This is a genomic window from Puniceibacterium antarcticum, assembly GCF_002760615.1.
Lineage (GTDB): Bacteria > Pseudomonadota > Alphaproteobacteria > Rhodobacterales > Rhodobacteraceae > Puniceibacterium > Puniceibacterium antarcticum.
In genome coordinates this window covers 1-16,966 of sequence record NZ_AWWI01000028.1, presented here as the reverse complement: position 1 = coordinate 16,966, position 16,966 = coordinate 1, and the positions used below count along the sequence as shown (strand labels likewise).

The 16,966-nt window shown below is 56.6% G+C and carries 17 protein-coding genes and 1 pseudogene; 11 read left to right on the top strand and 7 right to left on the bottom strand.

What is annotated here, in order from left to right; all coding sequences use genetic code 11:
• From P775_RS03320 to P775_RS03295, 6 genes are all read left to right on the top strand, one after another.
• On the top strand, nucleotides 1-488 hold a 488-nt coding region (locus P775_RS03320; protein WP_099909636.1), incomplete at its 5' end, for a GNAT family N-acetyltransferase.
• 148 nt (nucleotides 489-636) lie between these two features.
• On the top strand, nucleotides 637-1,161 hold the full coding sequence (locus tag P775_RS03315) for a TetR/AcrR family transcriptional regulator (RefSeq protein WP_099909635.1): 525 nt from the start codon (nucleotides 637-639) through the stop codon (nucleotides 1,159-1,161).
• Nucleotides 1,158-2,291: an MFS transporter gene (locus P775_RS03310; RefSeq protein WP_099909634.1), complete on the top strand. Its 1,134-nt coding sequence runs from the start codon at nucleotides 1,158-1,160 to the stop codon at nucleotides 2,289-2,291. Before P775_RS03315 ends, P775_RS03310 begins: the two co-directional genes overlap by 4 nt.
• A gap of 715 nt (nucleotides 2,292-3,006) precedes the next feature.
• Nucleotides 3,007-3,786, top strand: a complete 780-nt coding sequence (locus tag P775_RS03305) for a hypothetical protein (protein ID WP_180287299.1) — start codon at nucleotides 3,007-3,009, stop codon at nucleotides 3,784-3,786.
• A gap of 659 nt (nucleotides 3,787-4,445) precedes the next feature.
• The gene (locus tag P775_RS03300) at nucleotides 4,446-5,069 is read left to right on the top strand and encodes a hypothetical protein (protein ID WP_099909632.1); all 624 of its coding nucleotides are present in this window, start codon (nucleotides 4,446-4,448) and stop codon (nucleotides 5,067-5,069) included.
• Between the two features lie 277 nt (nucleotides 5,070-5,346).
• Complete coding sequence (locus tag P775_RS03295; RefSeq protein ID WP_099909631.1) at nucleotides 5,347-6,177, top strand: AAC(3) family N-acetyltransferase; 831 nt, start codon at nucleotides 5,347-5,349, stop codon at nucleotides 6,175-6,177.
• A 905-nt stretch (nucleotides 6,178-7,082) separates the two neighbouring features.
• Here the strand turns inward: P775_RS03295 and P775_RS03290 are convergent.
• From P775_RS03290 to P775_RS03280, 4 genes and pseudogenes are all read right to left on the bottom strand, one after another.
• Nucleotides 7,083-7,367, bottom strand: coding sequence for a hypothetical protein (locus tag P775_RS03290; protein WP_099909630.1), 285 nt, complete (start codon nucleotides 7,365-7,367; stop codon nucleotides 7,083-7,085).
• 277 nt (nucleotides 7,368-7,644) lie between these two features.
• Nucleotides 7,645-8,220, bottom strand: coding sequence for a hypothetical protein (locus tag P775_RS27470; RefSeq protein ID WP_143520788.1), 576 nt, complete (start codon nucleotides 8,218-8,220; stop codon nucleotides 7,645-7,647).
• Between the two features lie 383 nt (nucleotides 8,221-8,603).
• Nucleotides 8,604-9,931 (bottom strand): annotated as a pseudogene (locus P775_RS03285) (IS1380 family transposase).
• Nucleotides 9,932-10,401: 470 nt separating this feature from the next.
• A complete protein-coding gene (locus tag P775_RS03280; protein WP_099909629.1) occupies nucleotides 10,402-10,758 on the bottom strand; it encodes a winged helix-turn-helix transcriptional regulator in 357 nt (118 codons plus the stop codon).
• Nucleotides 10,759-10,877: 119 nt separating this feature from the next.
• Between P775_RS03280 and P775_RS03275 the strand changes: the two genes are divergently transcribed.
• Together P775_RS03275 and P775_RS03270 are read left to right on the top strand one after the other, a co-directional pair.
• Nucleotides 10,878-11,291, top strand: a complete 414-nt coding sequence (locus P775_RS03275; protein ID WP_099909628.1) for an ester cyclase — start codon at nucleotides 10,878-10,880, stop codon at nucleotides 11,289-11,291.
• Between the two features lie 138 nt (nucleotides 11,292-11,429).
• Nucleotides 11,430-12,062: a tyrosine-type recombinase/integrase gene (locus P775_RS03270; protein ID WP_099909627.1), complete on the top strand. Its 633-nt coding sequence runs from the start codon at nucleotides 11,430-11,432 to the stop codon at nucleotides 12,060-12,062.
• Nucleotides 12,063-12,211: 149 nt separating this feature from the next.
• Here the strand turns inward: P775_RS03270 and P775_RS03265 are convergent, their stop codons facing one another.
• On the bottom strand, nucleotides 12,212-12,922 hold the full coding sequence (locus tag P775_RS03265; RefSeq protein WP_099909626.1) for a phosphotransferase: 711 nt from the start codon (nucleotides 12,920-12,922) through the stop codon (nucleotides 12,212-12,214).
• Nucleotides 12,923-13,152: 230 nt separating this feature from the next.
• A complete protein-coding gene (locus P775_RS03260; protein WP_099909625.1) occupies nucleotides 13,153-13,617 on the bottom strand; it encodes a MarR family winged helix-turn-helix transcriptional regulator in 465 nt (154 codons plus the stop codon).
• Between the two features lie 278 nt (nucleotides 13,618-13,895).
• Here P775_RS03260 and P775_RS03255 point away from each other — a divergent pair, with 278 nt between their 5' ends.
• Both P775_RS03255 and P775_RS03250 read left to right on the top strand, forming a co-directional pair.
• Nucleotides 13,896-14,321 (top strand): VOC family protein, encoded by a 426-nt coding sequence (locus P775_RS03255; protein ID WP_099909624.1) that lies wholly within the window; start codon nucleotides 13,896-13,898, stop codon nucleotides 14,319-14,321.
• Nucleotides 14,322-14,496: 175 nt separating this feature from the next.
• The gene (locus P775_RS03250) at nucleotides 14,497-14,913 is read left to right on the top strand and encodes a VOC family protein (protein ID WP_099909623.1); all 417 of its coding nucleotides are present in this window, start codon (nucleotides 14,497-14,499) and stop codon (nucleotides 14,911-14,913) included.
• A gap of 272 nt (nucleotides 14,914-15,185) precedes the next feature.
• On the opposite strand, the gene P775_RS03245 is transcribed toward P775_RS03250, so the two are convergent.
• Nucleotides 15,186-15,593, bottom strand: a complete 408-nt coding sequence (locus P775_RS03245) for a winged helix-turn-helix transcriptional regulator (protein ID WP_099909622.1) — start codon at nucleotides 15,591-15,593, stop codon at nucleotides 15,186-15,188.
• Nucleotides 15,594-15,664: 71 nt separating this feature from the next.
• Between P775_RS03245 and P775_RS03240 the strand changes: the two genes are divergently transcribed.
• Nucleotides 15,665-16,471 carry an NAD(P)H-binding protein gene (locus tag P775_RS03240; protein WP_099909621.1) on the top strand — a complete coding sequence of 269 codons (807 nt, stop codon included), beginning with the start codon at nucleotides 15,665-15,667 and terminating at the stop codon, nucleotides 16,469-16,471.
• The last annotated feature ends 495 nt before the right edge of the window (nucleotides 16,472-16,966 follow it).

Genomic DNA, 16,966 nt, shown 5'->3' with positions numbered 1-16,966 from the left:
GGTCCTTTCGGTTGGGCCAGAGTCTATCTCAAACTGGATTAGCTGCAGGGGGCAACGTCAGATTCCTTGGTTGGAAACCTCATAAAAATGAGGATGACACGGCTGCGTTCTTAGAAGTCGCGGTTTCAGAATGGGATCAAGGCAAAGGCTTCCCGGTTGTTGCTTTCCGCCGCGAGCAGCCAAGCGAATTGATTGGCATGTTTCACCCCCACCTGATCGGGCATCGTGTGAATTACGGTTATGTCTTGCGAGCGTCGGCATGGGGCAAGGGCACTGCCTCGGAAGTCATGACCTGGCTTGTCGACCATGCCCTGTCACACCCGGAAATTTTCAGAGCAGAAGCTTTCTGCGACGTAGATCACCCTGCATCTGCACGGGTTATGGAGAAGGCGGGAATGCGTCGCGAAGGCATCTTACACCGTTACTTCAGACATCCGAAAATCGCAGACGCGCCCCGCGACTGTGCCATCTACTCGAAGGTTCGCTGAGAGCTCTGAGCGTCGATCTGGTCGCCCGTGGCGCTGGACGGAGCCAGCCTTGGCAGCTCTGCGGACAAAGCCGCCCTCGGTTTCTGCCAGCTTGCAATGTAAAACGATCGTTTTACATTGGTGTCTATGGATGCAAGAGGAGGCTCCCATGGATATGACCACCAAACTCACCGCAGCCGCAGAGCGGCTCTTCGACCGTCACGGCTACATGGCCACCGGCATGGACCGGTTGACGGAGGCTGCGGGAATGTCGAGCCGCACACTCTACAAGAACGCCGGTAGCAAGGCCGCGCTCATGGCGCGTGTCCTGACCGAGAGAGACCGGCGCTTCATGGCCCGGCTGGAGGTGCGGACCGTCGACGCCCTGTTTGCTGCACTTGAGGACTGGGTGCGGGTCGAGGGGTGTCGGGGCTGCCTGTTCCTTCGCTCTCGCGCGGAAACGGGTGGCGACACGCCGGAGATCGCCGAAGCCGTCGCGGCGCACAAGGAGGCCTTCCACCGGCGGGTCGGCGAGGTCGTCGCAACGGATCTGGGACGCGAGGACCCGGCGCTCGCAGAGCAGGTGCTGGTCCTCTTCGAGGGCGCGACCCACGCGGCTGTCTATCGTGGAGCACAAACCGTCTCCGCAGCAAAGGCGGCGGCGGCCATCTTGCTGGAGAGGGCGCGCTCATGAGCCCGGCCCTTCGCATCGGCGCTACAGGCTTCGCCCTCATCGCAGTCTGCTACGGTTTTGCCCGCTTCGCCTTCGGCCTGTTCCTGCCGCAGATCGACGGCGAGCTTGGTCTCGGGACGTCCCTCGGCGGCGTGATCTCGGGTGGCTCTTTCGCCGGCTACTGCATCGCCATTGTCGCCTCGGCCATCCTGACCGAACGGCTCGGCGCGCGCGCCATCGCGGTCGGGGCGGCCCTCGTTGCGGCAATCGGCATGGCGGGCATCGCGCTCGCGCCTTCGCCACTGATCCTGGCCATTGCCGTGGTGGTCGCCGGATCGAGCACGGGCCTTGCCTCGCCGCCTATGGCCGCCGCGGTTGCAGCGGCGGTCAGTAGAGGCCGGCAGGACTTGACGAACACGGTCATCAATGCCGGCGTGAGCGCGGGCGTTGCGCTGTCGGGGCCCATCGCCCTCGCTATCATGGGACAATGGCGGCTGGCCTTCGGAGCTTTTGCCGCCGTGGCACTGGTATTGGCCATCGCAGCCGCCATCGCGCTCCCTGCAGCCTCGGGCAGCGGCCGCTCAGGTGGTCTGCCCCCGATGACGGGACCGGTCCTACGACTGATCTCGGCATCCCTCCTGATGGGGGCTGCGAGCACGGCGCTCTGGTCCTTCGGCGGCCAGCTCGTCGCGAACCAGCTGGACTGGGGAACGACCGGAACTGGCCTTCTCTGGACCTGCATCGGTGTCGGCGGGCTTGTTGGAGCCTTGGCAGGAACGCTCGTCGGAAAATTTGGTCTCGACCGCGTTCACTGGGCCTTTTTAAGCCTGATGGCGGCCAGCATCCTGTTGGTCGGCCTCGGACTTGGTCCCGTCCCCACGCTGGTTGGCGGTGCCGTTTTCGGCGCGGCCTACGTGATGCTGACGGGGGTCTACCTTGTCTGGGGCACCCACGCCCTGCCGGACCGGCCTGCAACAGGGCTCATGGTCGGGTTTCTGACCATCGCCGTGGGTCAGACCGTCGGCGCACCGCTTTTTGGATTTCTGATGGCGGGTCCGGGCGTCGAGTTTGCCGTAATATGTTTCGCCGCCGCCGCGCTGATCGCCGGGGCCTTCCGAGCAGGGAGCGCAGTCAATAGCGCACTTGCGTAGCCTCCTGGGGGTAAGCGAAGATCTCGAAGAAGGTCTCGGAAGGGCTCACTGCCGACCTTCGCTGCGGAAGCACCCCAAATAATATGGGGCGGCCGCCCCGAGCGGCCGCTTTGTTCGGCTTCCCCATTTTAGTTTGCGGGCGCAGCGAATGTCCGTTCTCCGCCCTTCGTGTCGAGCGAGGAACACGGGAGCGAACGGCCCATTGCCGCCAATCGTCAGCCGCTCTGATGCGGCGTCGCAGCAAACCGAAGCGGTCATTCGCTGCGGACGCACCACAGGAACCAGACGAGCAGCGGCAGCGCGAATGAATGGCTCGCTTCCGCCAGTGCCGTCTTGCCTTGGATGAGCTCTATAACGAGCGCAGTCACTTCGTTGCCAGAACACCTGAACTTCAAAGCTGCGTTGAAATGGCCTAGGTCTTGTCCATCCGTATGTTTTTTCTGAGGTCATGATGCTAACAAGCAGTGCGCTCTTCCACCTTTGGAATCGGCAGGTCTTACTCCGAAATCGCCACGACAAGCTTTCGCCGCTTCTTGGGTGCTCTTGGGTCCATACCGGCATCTACATGATCGGATGCTCCGACCGTGTGGTGTACATCGGACAGAGCAATCAACTCAGCCAACGATCTATCGACAGTCTGGGGCGTGTTTATCACAGGGTCCCAGACACATCGCTTCCCTGGTCTATGGCATTTGCGCCCTGCGCCTACGACGACATGGATGAGCATGAAAGCGCAGCCATTCGAGCATATGCGCCCGAATTCAACACTTCGATACCGAGCCTGGACAAGAGTCTTGGCCGCATGCCGGTGATAGCGGGCACCGCTCAAATCTTTGCGGATCAGGCATCGCCGAGCATCGCCTTTTCCCCAGAATGCGCAAAGCGTCAGATAGAGGCCGCTGCGACGAACGCCTCGCCACCGTGGAGAAAAGGAAACGCGCTTCCACGGGTTGACCTCAGCACCGCCCCCGAACAGAAGTTTGACCTTCGCGATGTGAATACATCCGGTAGAGATTTCTTCGATGCGTTGTCGTCGCAACGACGACGGGCCCAAAGGCGCTCTGCGCCGACGCAAAGACCGGAGAGGATCAAGACCTACGTCGAACACAGAGGCGTGGAGATCCACATTGACGAGATAAGGTCAAACGAAGTCGGTAAGCGCCACCTTTTCTTTGAGTGGATGGCAAAAAGCTACGGCAAGGTGATCGCCAGCGGAACAGAACTTGATAAGGCAACCGCTGCCAACAAGGCAATCGACGCCGCGGAAGAGCACCTCGCGCAGCCATATCGGTTCAAGATTAATCTTTGCGATGACGGTTCGGTGGTTACGAGGGATGGCGAGTATCTTGGCACTTGGAAGACGGACGAAAATGGCCACCCCTCTTTTACACCAGACGGTGAGTCTGAGGTGCTGTTCTTTGAAACGTGGATCGGGATGCTCTGCCAAAAGATAGCTGACTGGCACGAGGCGCAGGATCAAGTCCAGATATCATGAACGCGCCGTGGATTGTCATGCGTTGATATGAAAGCCGTGGAACGGCCCAGAGCCGACCTTGGCCACCGGATCAACGCGCCGCAGCGCGGCCCGTGATTCCGACCACTCGTGCGTCGTGCAGCATTTTGTCGGCTTGATCGCCGGTCAGCGGAATTTTCCGCCGTTCGCAGCACCAGCAAAATTCACGGTTTACACGCCAAACGATTCTTACCGCCTCTCGAGTCGCAAACTGAACGTCAAAGGCTGCCCTTCATGGATACTTTTGGTATCGGAGATACCGCACACAGGATTTTTGTATGACCGATATCAGAAAAAAAACCGGCGGTCCTGACGGCGTCTGTCGGCGTTCAGGTGCTTGTAGTGACTTTCCATGCCAACATCCTACGCCCTTCGAGCTGTCGGTGTCGCACTTCATTCTTGAACCCAAGAAGTGCCAAGCGCACTGATCAACTTGTACTCCAGGAGCTTTGCCGTTGTCGGATCGGTGGTGCTCGCGCTTTTCCTCGGTAACACGAGTTTGTTTGTCAATCATCCAGGGACAAGTTATTATGTGAACTAAAATTCCTTTATGCGATATGGCTGAATTTAATCATCTGAAAATTTCGCTTTCAGCAATGTACTCATTCCACCAATAGAGTAAGAAATGGATCGATACAGGTATGCCACAAGTTATATTGATAATTTTAGGTGCTGGCATTATGGTTTATTACTTTTTCAAAGCACTTGACTTTGTTTTTTTAGCCTTACCACATGTAGCGATAGTCTTGATAATTCTGATTGCAGCCTTCTTCATTTTTCTGAAGAATGCAGAGCGCAAAAGTGCTGAACGTAAGCGTCGGGAGATACTTCGGGATGCAGATGCCCATAGCACTCCATTTAAATACAAAATAGGGCGCCATGGGAACGAAACTCTAGCGATTAGATATGGTATCGCAAATATGGAGACGGAAACAATTCCATATTTCTACTATGCAAAGGGCGGCGTCAAAAAGAGAAATCCTGATCGTGACAAAATTAGATGGAAGGATGCAAATACTATTCGCCTGAAAAAGCTAAGAAAGCTTGATGAGAGTAAGTATGAAGTTCAAATATCTGATTTTCGGAATAGAAAAGCTGTAGCAATTATCGAAGTTGGAACAGACTATGTTAAAACATTCTATCCAATCGACGAAGGATGGTTCAACATACACCGTGGACTTGAGGAGGCACTTAAGGGAAATCGAAGCATGAGCCTCAAAGAGCTTGCAAGGTTCCATATTGAAAAGACCGTTTCCTCCCACTAAATTTCGAAAATCCGTCGTCTAAGATAAGGGCGGAGCAGCGGATTGGTTCCCGGTCTTGTGTCCGCTTTGGAAACTTGAACCTGAGCTGTTCGCTGGCGCAGCGAATGTCCGCAGTCCGCCCGACATGACGTTCGCTGCGCCAGCGCCATCCAAATTTTTTCAACGGCAGCGAACGGCAGAAAGGTCCGCAGCGCCGCCGCTCGCCCTCCGGTTTGACGCTGATTTCGTTTGCAAGTGCAGCGAAGGTCGGCAGTGAGCCCAATTTGACGGATGTTGCATGCGCAGACTGATGATAAAGAGGCGTATGGTTCCCGTATTCCACACCCAGACAAGCCTTTTCAGCGATCTTGTATCGCTCGGCGTTCGCGCGGGAGATGGACTATTTGTGCATGGCTCGATGAGTGCCATAGGCGCTACCATCGGTGGTGCTCGGAGCATTGTGGAAAGTCTTCTGAACGCAGTCGGTGAAACAGGTCTGATAGGGATGCCCGGCTTCTCTTCCGACGCCTATTTCCCTGCTGGTGTGGATAGGTCTGACTTAACCCAAGACCAGATCGCACGGATCGAAGATGAGGTTCTCGGATTCGATGTCTCCAAGTCCCCAACCTCCGGCATGGGTGTCATTGCGGAGACTTTCAGGACTTGGCCAGGCACGCAGCGTAGTGCCCACCCCACTGTTTCGATTTGCCTTAACGGGATGAGGGCAAATGACTTTCTAGGGGAACACAGCCTCGCTTGGGCAACCGGGGAGGAAACACCCATGGGGAAGCTCCGTGACCGCCAGTCGATGAAAATTTTACTAATTGGGGTAGGCTGGAACCGGTGCTCAGCCCTTCACACCGCTGAAACCCTTGCAAAACATAGGCGAACAAAGACAAGGCGCTTCAAGAATGGTGGCTTAGAAGGATCGTGGATCGAAACGCCTGATGTAGCAGATGATATGAACCGATTGTTTCCAGCAGTTGGTGAAGCGTTTGAGAGGACCGGTGCTGTTTCTTTCGGAACGCTCGGAGATGCCGACTGCAAGATATGTGATTTTCGACATCTCGTCGATTTCGCATCTAACTGGATCGACTGCGCCAACAAACAAAGCGGCGACATCAGCTAAATGAACCTCTCTGCCCAACGGCAGCTTCGTCCGCAGTGCCGCCGCTCGCCCTCCGGTTTGACGCTGATTTCGTTTGCAAGTGTAGCGAAGGTCGGCAGTGAGCCCGATACTGTTGAAAAACTCCGCTACGCGAAAAATGACTTGGAAAATTGGAATACTGTTCTCGCCAAAAGTTATTTACCAAACATAGTTTTCATAAGGGCACTTTTTCGGAAAAATATTCTCGTGATCCGGCCCGATTGGGCGAGGAGGTGAGTTTTTCAACAGCATCAGCCCAATGTGTCAAATGCTGCGTCGGCTTCTAACGGCAGCAATGCGCAGGAAGCAACCTTTGCAAACTCCAGGCCGCAAGCACTGGCCACACGGCACATCCGGCACAGAGCTACAGTTCGAAAGAATAGGACCTGCTAGCGTTCATGTTTTACCTGTGTGTTTCGCCAAAGCTCGCGTAGAATGTGGAATTCTTCCCAGTGTATTCTTCAGGATGATAGCTGCCAATGAACTTCATAGTAGATTTCAAAAGGCGCGGTCCGGGCCATGGCCCCAAATGAACAAGGATATCAGGGTCACAAATACGCCCGGCGCAAACGCCTTCGACTATAACGGAACTCAAACTTGAAACCTTGCGGACAGCGACCTTCATCGCTTGCTCGTCGAAACCCGCCAAGCCGTTCGGAGGGCAATTGAAATTATCAAGGTGGATAAGCTCCCACCCTAATTGAAGCTGAAGCCACCTTGCGGTCGGAGACTTTCCAGAACGGGGCCAACCATCTACTGCAAGGATCGACCCGCACGGTAAATTTAGGCAGGCATCCTTAATTCTGTGCAGGGTCCCTTCAGGGAGGTACAAAGAAGGGTTAAACTCATTTTCGGGTAGGAATGTAGCCAGTTTTAAGCCTCTAAGCTTAATCATGAATTTCCATCTGAAATTTGAGGTATTCGTCGTACATTGGGTCCAGCATTTTGAGATAAATCGCGCACGATGGAGTTTTCCCTGCTGCTTCTCTTTGTCCACCGGCTCTGACCGGGGTATGCTCGATTGCGACGACCTCGTATGAGACTAAGCCTCCAATCTTGTTTGCGAGTATTACACGATTGCCACGCGCAGGGATCGCTGCAAAATGATGCAATCCGATAGTGATTTGTTTTCCGCTATCGAGTTCCTCAATGAGCGCGACACTCTCAAGCATTTACTACCTCACATATTGTACGCAGCATTGTTGTCCACCTAAGATAAGCAAATTGGATGAGGCAGTGAGATCCACCGCCCAACCTGCCTTTTAGACCTAAATATTGATATCACACCTAGTTTTTTTAGCATGAATTATTCTTCATTGGCTAGTGGATGCGCTGTTCTCCTTAGCCTACATTCTTCGGCATTGGTGCAATGGACACGGAAGGGGGGAGCGAACAACTTTCGACGTTCTACCATAGTTTCCCAGAGTGAAAATGACACTAAAACGGCATTCACAAGTTCCCGTCATAGCAATGATATGTGCCGTATACCACTACCACCCATCCAAAGAATAGAACAGCCAGTAGTAGCATAGTTGTACCCATTACCATACCTTGTACCAGGCGACTTGGATGAAACATAAATGTTAATGAACTGATGCCGATAAAGACTAGGCCCACCAACACTAGGCGCAAATATCTGCCTAAAAAAAAGAAATAATAAGAGCTCATTACGTTTTCAGTGAAATTGAAATTAGGTGCAATATACCATTGTTGAGCTTCAAATAAAACCAAAAGCAATGCGGCCGATGTAAGCGATAGGTAGGTTAGCTTATGCGGCTTACGTCTATACCAGGTGGCGAACGCACAACCACCAGCCACCGTTGCCATACAGATGACTATGAGTGGAATCAGCAACACTGAATCGTCCAGCTTCGTTGTCAGATCTACTGAAGACCAGACTGGATCGAGGGGTGTCGCTTTAATACATGACGAAAATAGAGGCCAAATGAACCCGAAGAGTAATGTGCCAAACAGGGCCGCAAAGATCACAGGCAGGAGTTTTGCCGCTGAACCTGCTGCAGTCATCTTTAAATCTCACTATAAATCCACTTGATGTCTAAATCTCATGTGTTTTCTGAATATGCAAGCGTCGGCTGCCCTAACGGTTGAAGTGAAAATGCTGCTCGTTTCGCGTCAGCTATAATGCGCGGGAAAGGTTCAACGCCGAAACTGTCGGTAGTTCACCTTGAACCGACATTCCCCAAGTGGGCGGCCACTCGATGTCAAGGTCGCCGGATTTTTCCGGCTGATCAAGCGTTTTGTTCTCCAAGCGTCGTCTGAGGTCGCCGGAACGCTCGAATGTGGGTGGATCGGGCCGCGACGCTGTATCAACTTCGAACAAACACGTTTTTCAGCGCGGCGGACAAACCTGTCCTGCCACTTTCGTTCGCTCTCGGGCAGTTTCAGCGTCATACACATGACGGCGGCGCTCGCAATCGACGGATCGAGGCAAGGATGGCTCGGACCATTGCGCCGGTGACCGCGACCTCGGCAAGTTGGAAGGTGATGGCGCGGGCGTGGCGCACGACGCGGGCGCCGATCTTGATCAGCTTCAGCTGGAGGGATGTCAGCGACCATACAGCCATCTCCTCGGGCAGGTCGATGCAGTTCAGGAAGGTCGTCAGGTTGTAGGCCAGCGCGTGCAGTTGCAGCCGTACCTCGTTGTCGCGGAACCGCTTGCACGACAGCCGCGTCCAGCGGAAGGCATACTTGCCTTCCTTGATGTGCTGCTCGGCGGTGCCCCTCTGGTTGTAGAACCGCACCACCCAGTCCGGTTCCATGGGCAGGTTGGTGACGATAAAGCCCACGGGGGGAAACAACTCGCCCGGATGCCCTTCGATCTTGGCGATGACACGGCGCTCCTCCTCCCAGCTCAGCGCCCGGTAGTGGAAATCCTCGTAGAACCGGTTCACCTTGGTCAGCGAGGGTCGCCCTACAGGCCGTGTCAGCCGGTGCGCGATCTTCTCGCGCAAGACGGCATTGGCGGGCAGCCGGATGGCGTAGAAATAGCCCGCCTCCTCCAGCCGCGCGTAGACCGCAGGGCTGGCATAGGCGGCGTCGGCCCGGAAGAAACGGCCACGAAGCTTGCGGCCAGCGTAGCGGGCGATCACCGGGTCGAGCAAATCCCGCCAGTTGTCGGCGCTGTGGACATTGCCATGCCGCAAGGCGCAGCGCTCCAGCATGCCAAACTGGTTGAACAGGAACAGCGGATGGTAGCAGGTGCAGTCGAAATGCCCGTTCTAGGCAGACCCTTCCTGATCGCCATGGGTCGGGCTGACCGAGCTGTCCATGTCCAGTGTGATATACCTCAGACCCATGCGGTCATGAAACCGGTCGATCCACTGGCCGTTCAGATCGGCCAGCGCCGCCCGGTTCTCGGGTGTGGGCAGTGTCTCGGTCTCGAACCGCCCCATCTGCGAGGCCGAGGCTGCTTGCGCATCGACAGCACGACCGCCCACGACCTGACGCATGACCGGATCGAGGGCCAGCCGGTCGGCATCGTTGACGTCCTCGTATCCTGCCGAGCGCCCGTAGACCGATTGCCGGAAAAGCCCGTCCAGCCGATGGACCGTGGTCTTCCCCCGGCGGTTGTCGCACAGCGCTGCCGACGTCAGATCAGACAGCCCGAGCCGTCCAGCTCACGCATCACCAGCAGACCACCATCCGAGCTGAGCTGCGTGCCGCGAAATTCCAACCGCACACGAGGGTCGAAATCCACCCGATCTGCCCGCTGCAAGCACGCACCCTCTGGGTGATCCTTAAAACCCGCCCCAAATCGCCATCAACACTATGATTTGTATATAGAATACTACGGTCAGGACAGCGAAATCAGCAGATTACTTGGGGAATGCGGGCTTAGGAGCAAAACTGCCTCGATATCTTGTCTTCGGGTATCGTATCGCAATCTCTATGAGTATCCGCTTTGGGCTGGCAGCAGTCATAGCGACATACAAATCGAACGGCATCAAAGTCCGCAGTGCCGACATCCGACCCTCGAAAATGCTGCGGGGTGGACGAATGGCCGGTCTGACGGGCCGCACCGCGGCATCACGGGAGTCTGGCGAACGGCAGCAAACGGCCCAGACCGGACATTGACCCTGCGTGTCGGCGCCGCATTGCAGCTTCACCAGACCAGTCATTCGTGCATGATGCAGCATTTTGTTGGCTCAATCGTCGGTCAGCGGACTTTCCTGCCCTTCGCCCGACCTAAGCACTCCGTTCCTTGGCCGATGGCGCCCTCATCGCGCTGACCAGTTCCCGGTTCGCGGTGCCCCATTCGCACAGGGGAGCCAGAGCCTCGACGAGTGTCTCGCCGAATGGCGTCAACGCATAGTCAACCACGGGCGGGACGCAATGATGATCGCGCCGAAGCAGGACATTCATCTCCACCAGAGCGCGCAGTTGCTGGATCAGCACCTTCTCACTGATACCGCCAACGCGTCGTCGGATCTCTGAGAAGCGCGTGGGCCCGCTCTGGACGTGAAAGAGTATCAGCGGCTTCCATTTGCCCCCAATAACGGCCAGCGCCACGTCTAGACCGCAGGGCGTGTTCGTTCGATCCATGTCAATCTTGCCCTTACCTTTTGGTAGGTTCTACCATTCAGGTAATCCTGTGTCTACTTGGATGCCATGGCCGCGGCCAATTACTAAACTCCATGCCCTGTTCGGGAAAGGCAACCAAGATGACGGATCATCAGCACACCATTCGGAAGCTCTACGCGTCGGCCGAGGCGACCTCCCTCGACGTCGAGGCATTTCTTTCCTACTTCTGGCAAGACGGTTACGCCCGCGACATTCCCACTCAGATGGATTTCCGCGGCTCCGATATCGCGCTCGTCGCAAGCGGGATGGCCGAAGCCTTCCCTGACATTCACCGGGAGCTTTTCAGCATCGATGTATCGGGCGATACGGTAGTCGTCGAACTGGCCATCCGCGGCACGCATCGCGGCACGCTTATGACGCCGTCGGGCCCGCTTGCCGCAACCGGAAAGGTCATCGACGTCCCCTGCTGCGATGTCTTCAGGATGAAGGACGGGAAGATCGCGGCTTTCCACTGCTACAATGCGTCCTCGATCATGCAGCAGCAGCTGAGCTGACACTTCATGCCAAGGCGGCCCGGGAGGCAGCATTGGGCTCGAAGCTGACCTGCGATGCAACGCAGCATCATGTGCTATGATGTCTTGTCAACGTCGGGTTGTCGATGTGGGAGGGCGTGGTGGATTGGAGGATTCATCATGGAAACACCAAACTTACCCGCCATCCGCGCACTGCGTCCAGCCTGGAACAAAGGCCGGATCGTCGGCCAGAAAAGACCGCTTAAGCCCAAACATGTCTGGGCTATCAGGGTGCGGCTGGAGCTGGCCGAGAACCACCGCGATCTGGCCCTTTTCAATCTTGCCATCGACAGCAAACTGCGCGGCTGCGATCTGGTGAAGATGAAGGTGGTCGATGTCATGGCGTCAGGTCAAATCAAGGAACTCGCGTCAGTTCTGCAGAGCAAGACCCAGAAACCTGTGCGCTTCGAAATCTCTGAAGGCACACGTGCATCGCTCGTAAGGTGGATGCGGGAGCCGCTAATGGTCGGATCCGAATACCTCTGGCCTGGGCGTTTTCACGAACGGCTTCACATCTCGACCCGCCAGTACGCGCGTATTGTCCGTGACTGGGTGACATCCATTGGTCTGGAGGCCAGCGCCTATGGCACGCACTCGATGCGGCGAACGAAGGTGACCCAAATCTATAAGAAGACGGGCAACCTTCGGGCAGTCCAGCTGTTGTTGGGCCATACCAAGATGGACAGCACTGTCAGATACCTGGGCGTTGAGCTTGAAGATGCGCTGGCTATCGCCGAAGCTATCGAAATCTAAAGGCATGGGCCGTCTTCACGGACGGCCCAAACCGGCCATTGATCGCGCTTTCAATCGCTGCGGTGCGGCTGCACCAGACCGGCCATTCCTCCATCGTGCAGCATTTTCAGATGGTGAAGGTCGGTAGAGCGGACTTTTCGGACGGTCGTTCAAAGCCGGGTGGCGATCTGTCTGGCATGAACTGGTTCTATCAGCCACGAACATGCAACTTCCCATGCAAGACGCGCCCTGCGCTCTTCTTCATCGCCCCCTCGCAACGGCTCGATATCAAACAAAACCAGGTCGCGGCGGCATTCATCCCAGTCGATCAGAGAGACACGCCCATCCGGGCATCTGATCAGGTTTCCGGAGTTGAGATCACCATGGATGACGGCATACATCCTCTCTGAAACAGTCAGCCATGCTTCGCGGCAGCTGGACACGAGATCGATAGGCATTGCGCGCAGATCCACGTCCCCGCCATAAGATTCTTGGATTAGGTCGCGAGAGGACAGGAAGCCTGGCCGCTGCGGCACACCGGCCGTCGCGCCATGAAAAGCCAAGACAAGTGGAAGAACGGACGGAACATCTTCTGGCGAGAACGGCTCGCCTTCTACGAAGTTTTCACAGATCCAGCCATCCTCGACTAAATGACCGTTACGGCCCGCCATCTGTTCGGGAACGACGAAGCCGGTCGCCCGAGCGATCTCCTGGACCCCCGCAAGCCAGCGCATGGCCGCTTCAGGTCGCTGAGTAGACTTGAATACGAGCTCCCGCCCGAATCCGAGACCGGCCGTCTTGAACACCAAGTTCCGGTGTCCCCCAACCAGCGGAACAAGCTCAGCCGCTATGCCCCAGCGTTCGATTGGCGGCCGTTCCATCCATCACCTTTCACTCTTCCTAGCCAAACTTTGCAACCCAAAGCAGATTCTGACAATAACCGCAGTGGGCTCCTACCGGACTTGCGGCGCGCACTGCACGAGGGTCTGGTGAGCGGACGAAGCCGTTGCTCCTGCTGGGAGTAGTCACGTCCGGTCCCGACCCTTGTACGACGCTGAGCAGTTCGCTGAGCAATGTCGGAAGCGGACATTACTTCAGACCTAAGACAAGGTCATTCGGCAGCCGTTGTCCTAGTAGCCTCCAATTCTTCCTCCAAGCGACTTGTCAGGACGCCTAGGGCAATCGTGGCGGATGTAATTTGCTCGGGCGTCAGGTTTTCGGCCAGCGATCGCGCCCAAGGAGCTTGCACCGCCATCGCGCGGTCGTAGCGACGGTGACCTTCCGCAGTGAAGACGACAAGTTTTGCACGCTTGTGGCGAGGGTTGGGTTGATAGGCGCAGATGCCCTCTGCGACCAGTTCGCTGCAGATCCGCTGTACGCCCTGTCGCGAGACGCCGAGATCCCGTGCCAGTTCCGAGACTGACCGCGCCGAGCCCGCCTCCGCCACGCTTCCCAATACCTGCCAGCGCGCACTCGTCAGCCCGAGCGGCGCCGTCAATTGGTCCCCTCTTAAAATCAGACGGCTATTGGCGCGCATGATCGCGAGGATGAGCAGGGTTATCGGATCAGACGACATCGGCAGAGATACTCCAGTTCGGCGGCCATTGGAACAAACTCTCAGTCTTGACAGCATGATGTCAAGAGTCGATATATTGACAGCATATTGCCAAACTAGCTGAGCGGGGCACCAGGGTTTTCACCCTCTACCAAGCCGAACTCGCGAGGCTGGATCGGACGCCGGATAATCCAGAAGGGATGCTCGTAAGGAGCGCTTGAACGGATCAGCCGGACGCAGCCGATGGTACCTTCTGCCACCACGCGCTCATTCGAGCGCGACATCTTAAAGGAAAGACCATGACCAACGTCCTGAAAACGCTCCGGGGAGCCCATGTCGGACTGCGTGTCGCCGAGCGCGATGCCGCAGTGAACTGGTACCGGGAAAAGCTGGACATGCACGAGACGAGGGCGTTCGATCTCAACGGCATGAATTTCACCGAGATGGCGCTGGCCGGCGATCCGACCTTCCGGATCGAACTCGTGTCCGGTCCGGGCGCAGAGGGGGGCCCCAAGAGTGACGACCTCTACACGAGCTTCGGCTCGCAGGGCTGGCATCATCTCGGCCTGTGGGTCGACGACGTCGATGCGGCCGTCGAGACGCTGCGAGATCGCGGCGTGACGGTCACGCTGGAGCCTGTCGACAACGATGACTGGAAGGTTCGGGTCGCCTTCCTAGTGGACCCCTGGAACAACGTGATCGAACTCCTCCAGTCCAAAGTCTGAGCTGAACGTCTCGTTGCCTCTGCGCTCTACCGTCTCTATGGAACTTCATGGCCGGTTTGCGGACAAAGTGAACTTTCGCCGCAACTCTTCCAATGGCTGCGCCCGCCCTTGGTATTCCTGCGTCGAACGGTGATACCATCACCGTCGCTAAAGCTTGTGTGAGGAACCCCATTGCATGATTGGTTACATCACCGTTGGTGCGGACGACATGTCACAGGCCGAACGTTTCTACTCAGCGTTCCTCCCAGCGCTCGGCTACCGGCTCGAAAAGTATCATGGAGACCTGAGCTACATCCTGCCAGCAAAGCAGAATGGGCCCTCTGCTCAGCCGGATTTTTACGTGAAGTCCCCCTTCAACGGGCAATCCGCTACCACTGGGAATGGCGTTATGATTGCGTTTAAGGCTCAGTCGCAGAAACAAGTTCGTGACCTACACGCCGCCGGACTTGCGGCAGGCGGCTCCGACGAGGGCCAGCCCGGTTTTCGGGCGTCGTATGGACCTCAGTTCTATGTCTGTTACCTTCGTGACCCACAAGGAAACAAGATCGCACTGTTCTCCAGTGACCCGAACGAACCTGGCCGCGATGGATAACGTTGAAGCTGACATTCGTGAGGAACGCAGCATCAAGAAGTTAGGGCTCACTGCCGACCTTCGCTGCACTTGCAAACGAAATCAGCGTCAAACCGGAGGGCGAGCGGCGGCACTGCGGACTGAACGGACTTTCACCCCACACCACGAGAAGGTTCGCCTCCTAGCATGCACGTTCATAGCGAAATTTTGTCCGAAGTGGCTTTGGCTGATTTCAGGCCAAATGAGCCTGGAAAGGTGGTATGTGAACCATGAACCTGCAAACTCAGACTTGATCACTTTTGCCCATGTCTATCGAAGTCGTTCTGAGCGGCCTCTTTCGCTGACTTGACTTGCGCACTCCAGCCAACAAGCGCGGCCACTTGGGACGCAAAGGAACGACCGAGCGGCGACAATTCGTATGTGACGCTGGGTGGAACTGTCGGTGTCACGTGCCGCAAGACATGGCCGTCGCGCTCGAGCCGCCGCAAGGTTAGGGTCATCATGCGCTGCGAGATGCCGTCCAGTGACCGCTCCAGCTCGCGATACCGACGCGGGCCAACCGAAAGCTCCGCCAAGGTCATTACGGTCCATTGCTCACCCAATCGGTCGAGCACAAGCCTGAGTCCGCAGTCCACGTGATCGGTGGAGCCACAGGGTTCCAACGAAGCGTAATGGCGAACATCTGTGTGCGTGACGGACATGTTTGTGCCTTCTTATGCGCGGGCTGCGACTTCCCTACGTTACCGGAGAACGTCGTAGGAAAGGAAGTTCAATGATACTCGTGACCGGGGCCTCTGGCCAGCTTGCGTCAACACTGGTGTCCGCGGCAAGAGCGGTGGGAGTTGCGGTCATCACCGCGAGCCGGTCTGCGGATGCCGACCGGCAGATGGATTTCGACAGGCCGGAAACGCTCGATTTTGGCGGCGTGGAGACACTGTTCCTGACATCGGCAGGCTATGCGGAAGATGATGTCGTCATCCGACGTCATGGGGCGGTGGTGGCGGCTGCGCGCGAACATGGCGTCAGGCATATCGTGTATTCCAGCCTGAGCAACGACAGTGACCACCTCGGGTTCGCCTTGGCCCATCGCTGGACAGAGGGTGCCATCAAAGACAGCGGGTTGGCCTGGACCATCCTTCGCAACGGGCTTTACGCGGAGCTTATCGGCAGCTTGGCCACCCCAAGCGACGGAAGCATTACAGCACCTTTCGGACAGGGTCGCATCTCTGCCGTTGCCCGGGCGGATCTGGCGGAGGCGGCGCTTGCGGTATTGAAATCGCCCGCGCCTCACGCCGGACGGTGCTACGAATTGTCGGGAGAAACAGCATTTTCCGTGTCGGACATCGCTAAGTCTCTCGGTGTAGCCTATACGCCGTTCTCTTTTGCCGCAGAGCGGGAGAGGTTGTCCCAGCTGCCCTTGCTGGCGTTTCAGGCACCCATGTTGATGTCGATCTACGCCGCGGCAACAGGTGGGTTTCTGGAAACCCAAAAAACCGACCTGAAGGGCCTTTTACCTCAACCTCGGGACGCCTTCGCCATTGCCTGCGCAGTCGCTCAGGGTGAAGTACAGATACTCTAGGGCGCAATAGAACAAGCATATCCTTTCAATTCCGACTATTGTTGCTGAGACGGCAGAACTGCCCCTGTAAAAGGGGCGGTTCTACAAATGGTCGACATTTAAAGTAACTGTCGGCCAGGATAATTTTTCGGACCCTCAGTTGTCAAAGACAGCTATAAACACCTTCGCCGTGTCGACGAATTCCTGAAATTTACAACGTCGCGCCTTGGACCTTTCGGCGAAGAAGTCATGGTTCCAGCTGAGCACCGTGTCAGCGAGCGACCAAGGCTACGCACTTCTATGCAGATGCAGCATTTGTCAAAGAGGGCTCACTGCCGACCTTCGCTAAACTTGCAAACGAAATTAGCGTCAAACCGGAGGGCGAGCGGCGGCACTGCGGACTGAGCGGCCGTCCGTGCATCTATAATCAAGGTCTGCTTTTATTCATCTGACGTAGTGACGTTGCCCCCTGCAGCTAATCCAGTTTGAGATAGACTCTGGCCCAACCGAAAGGAC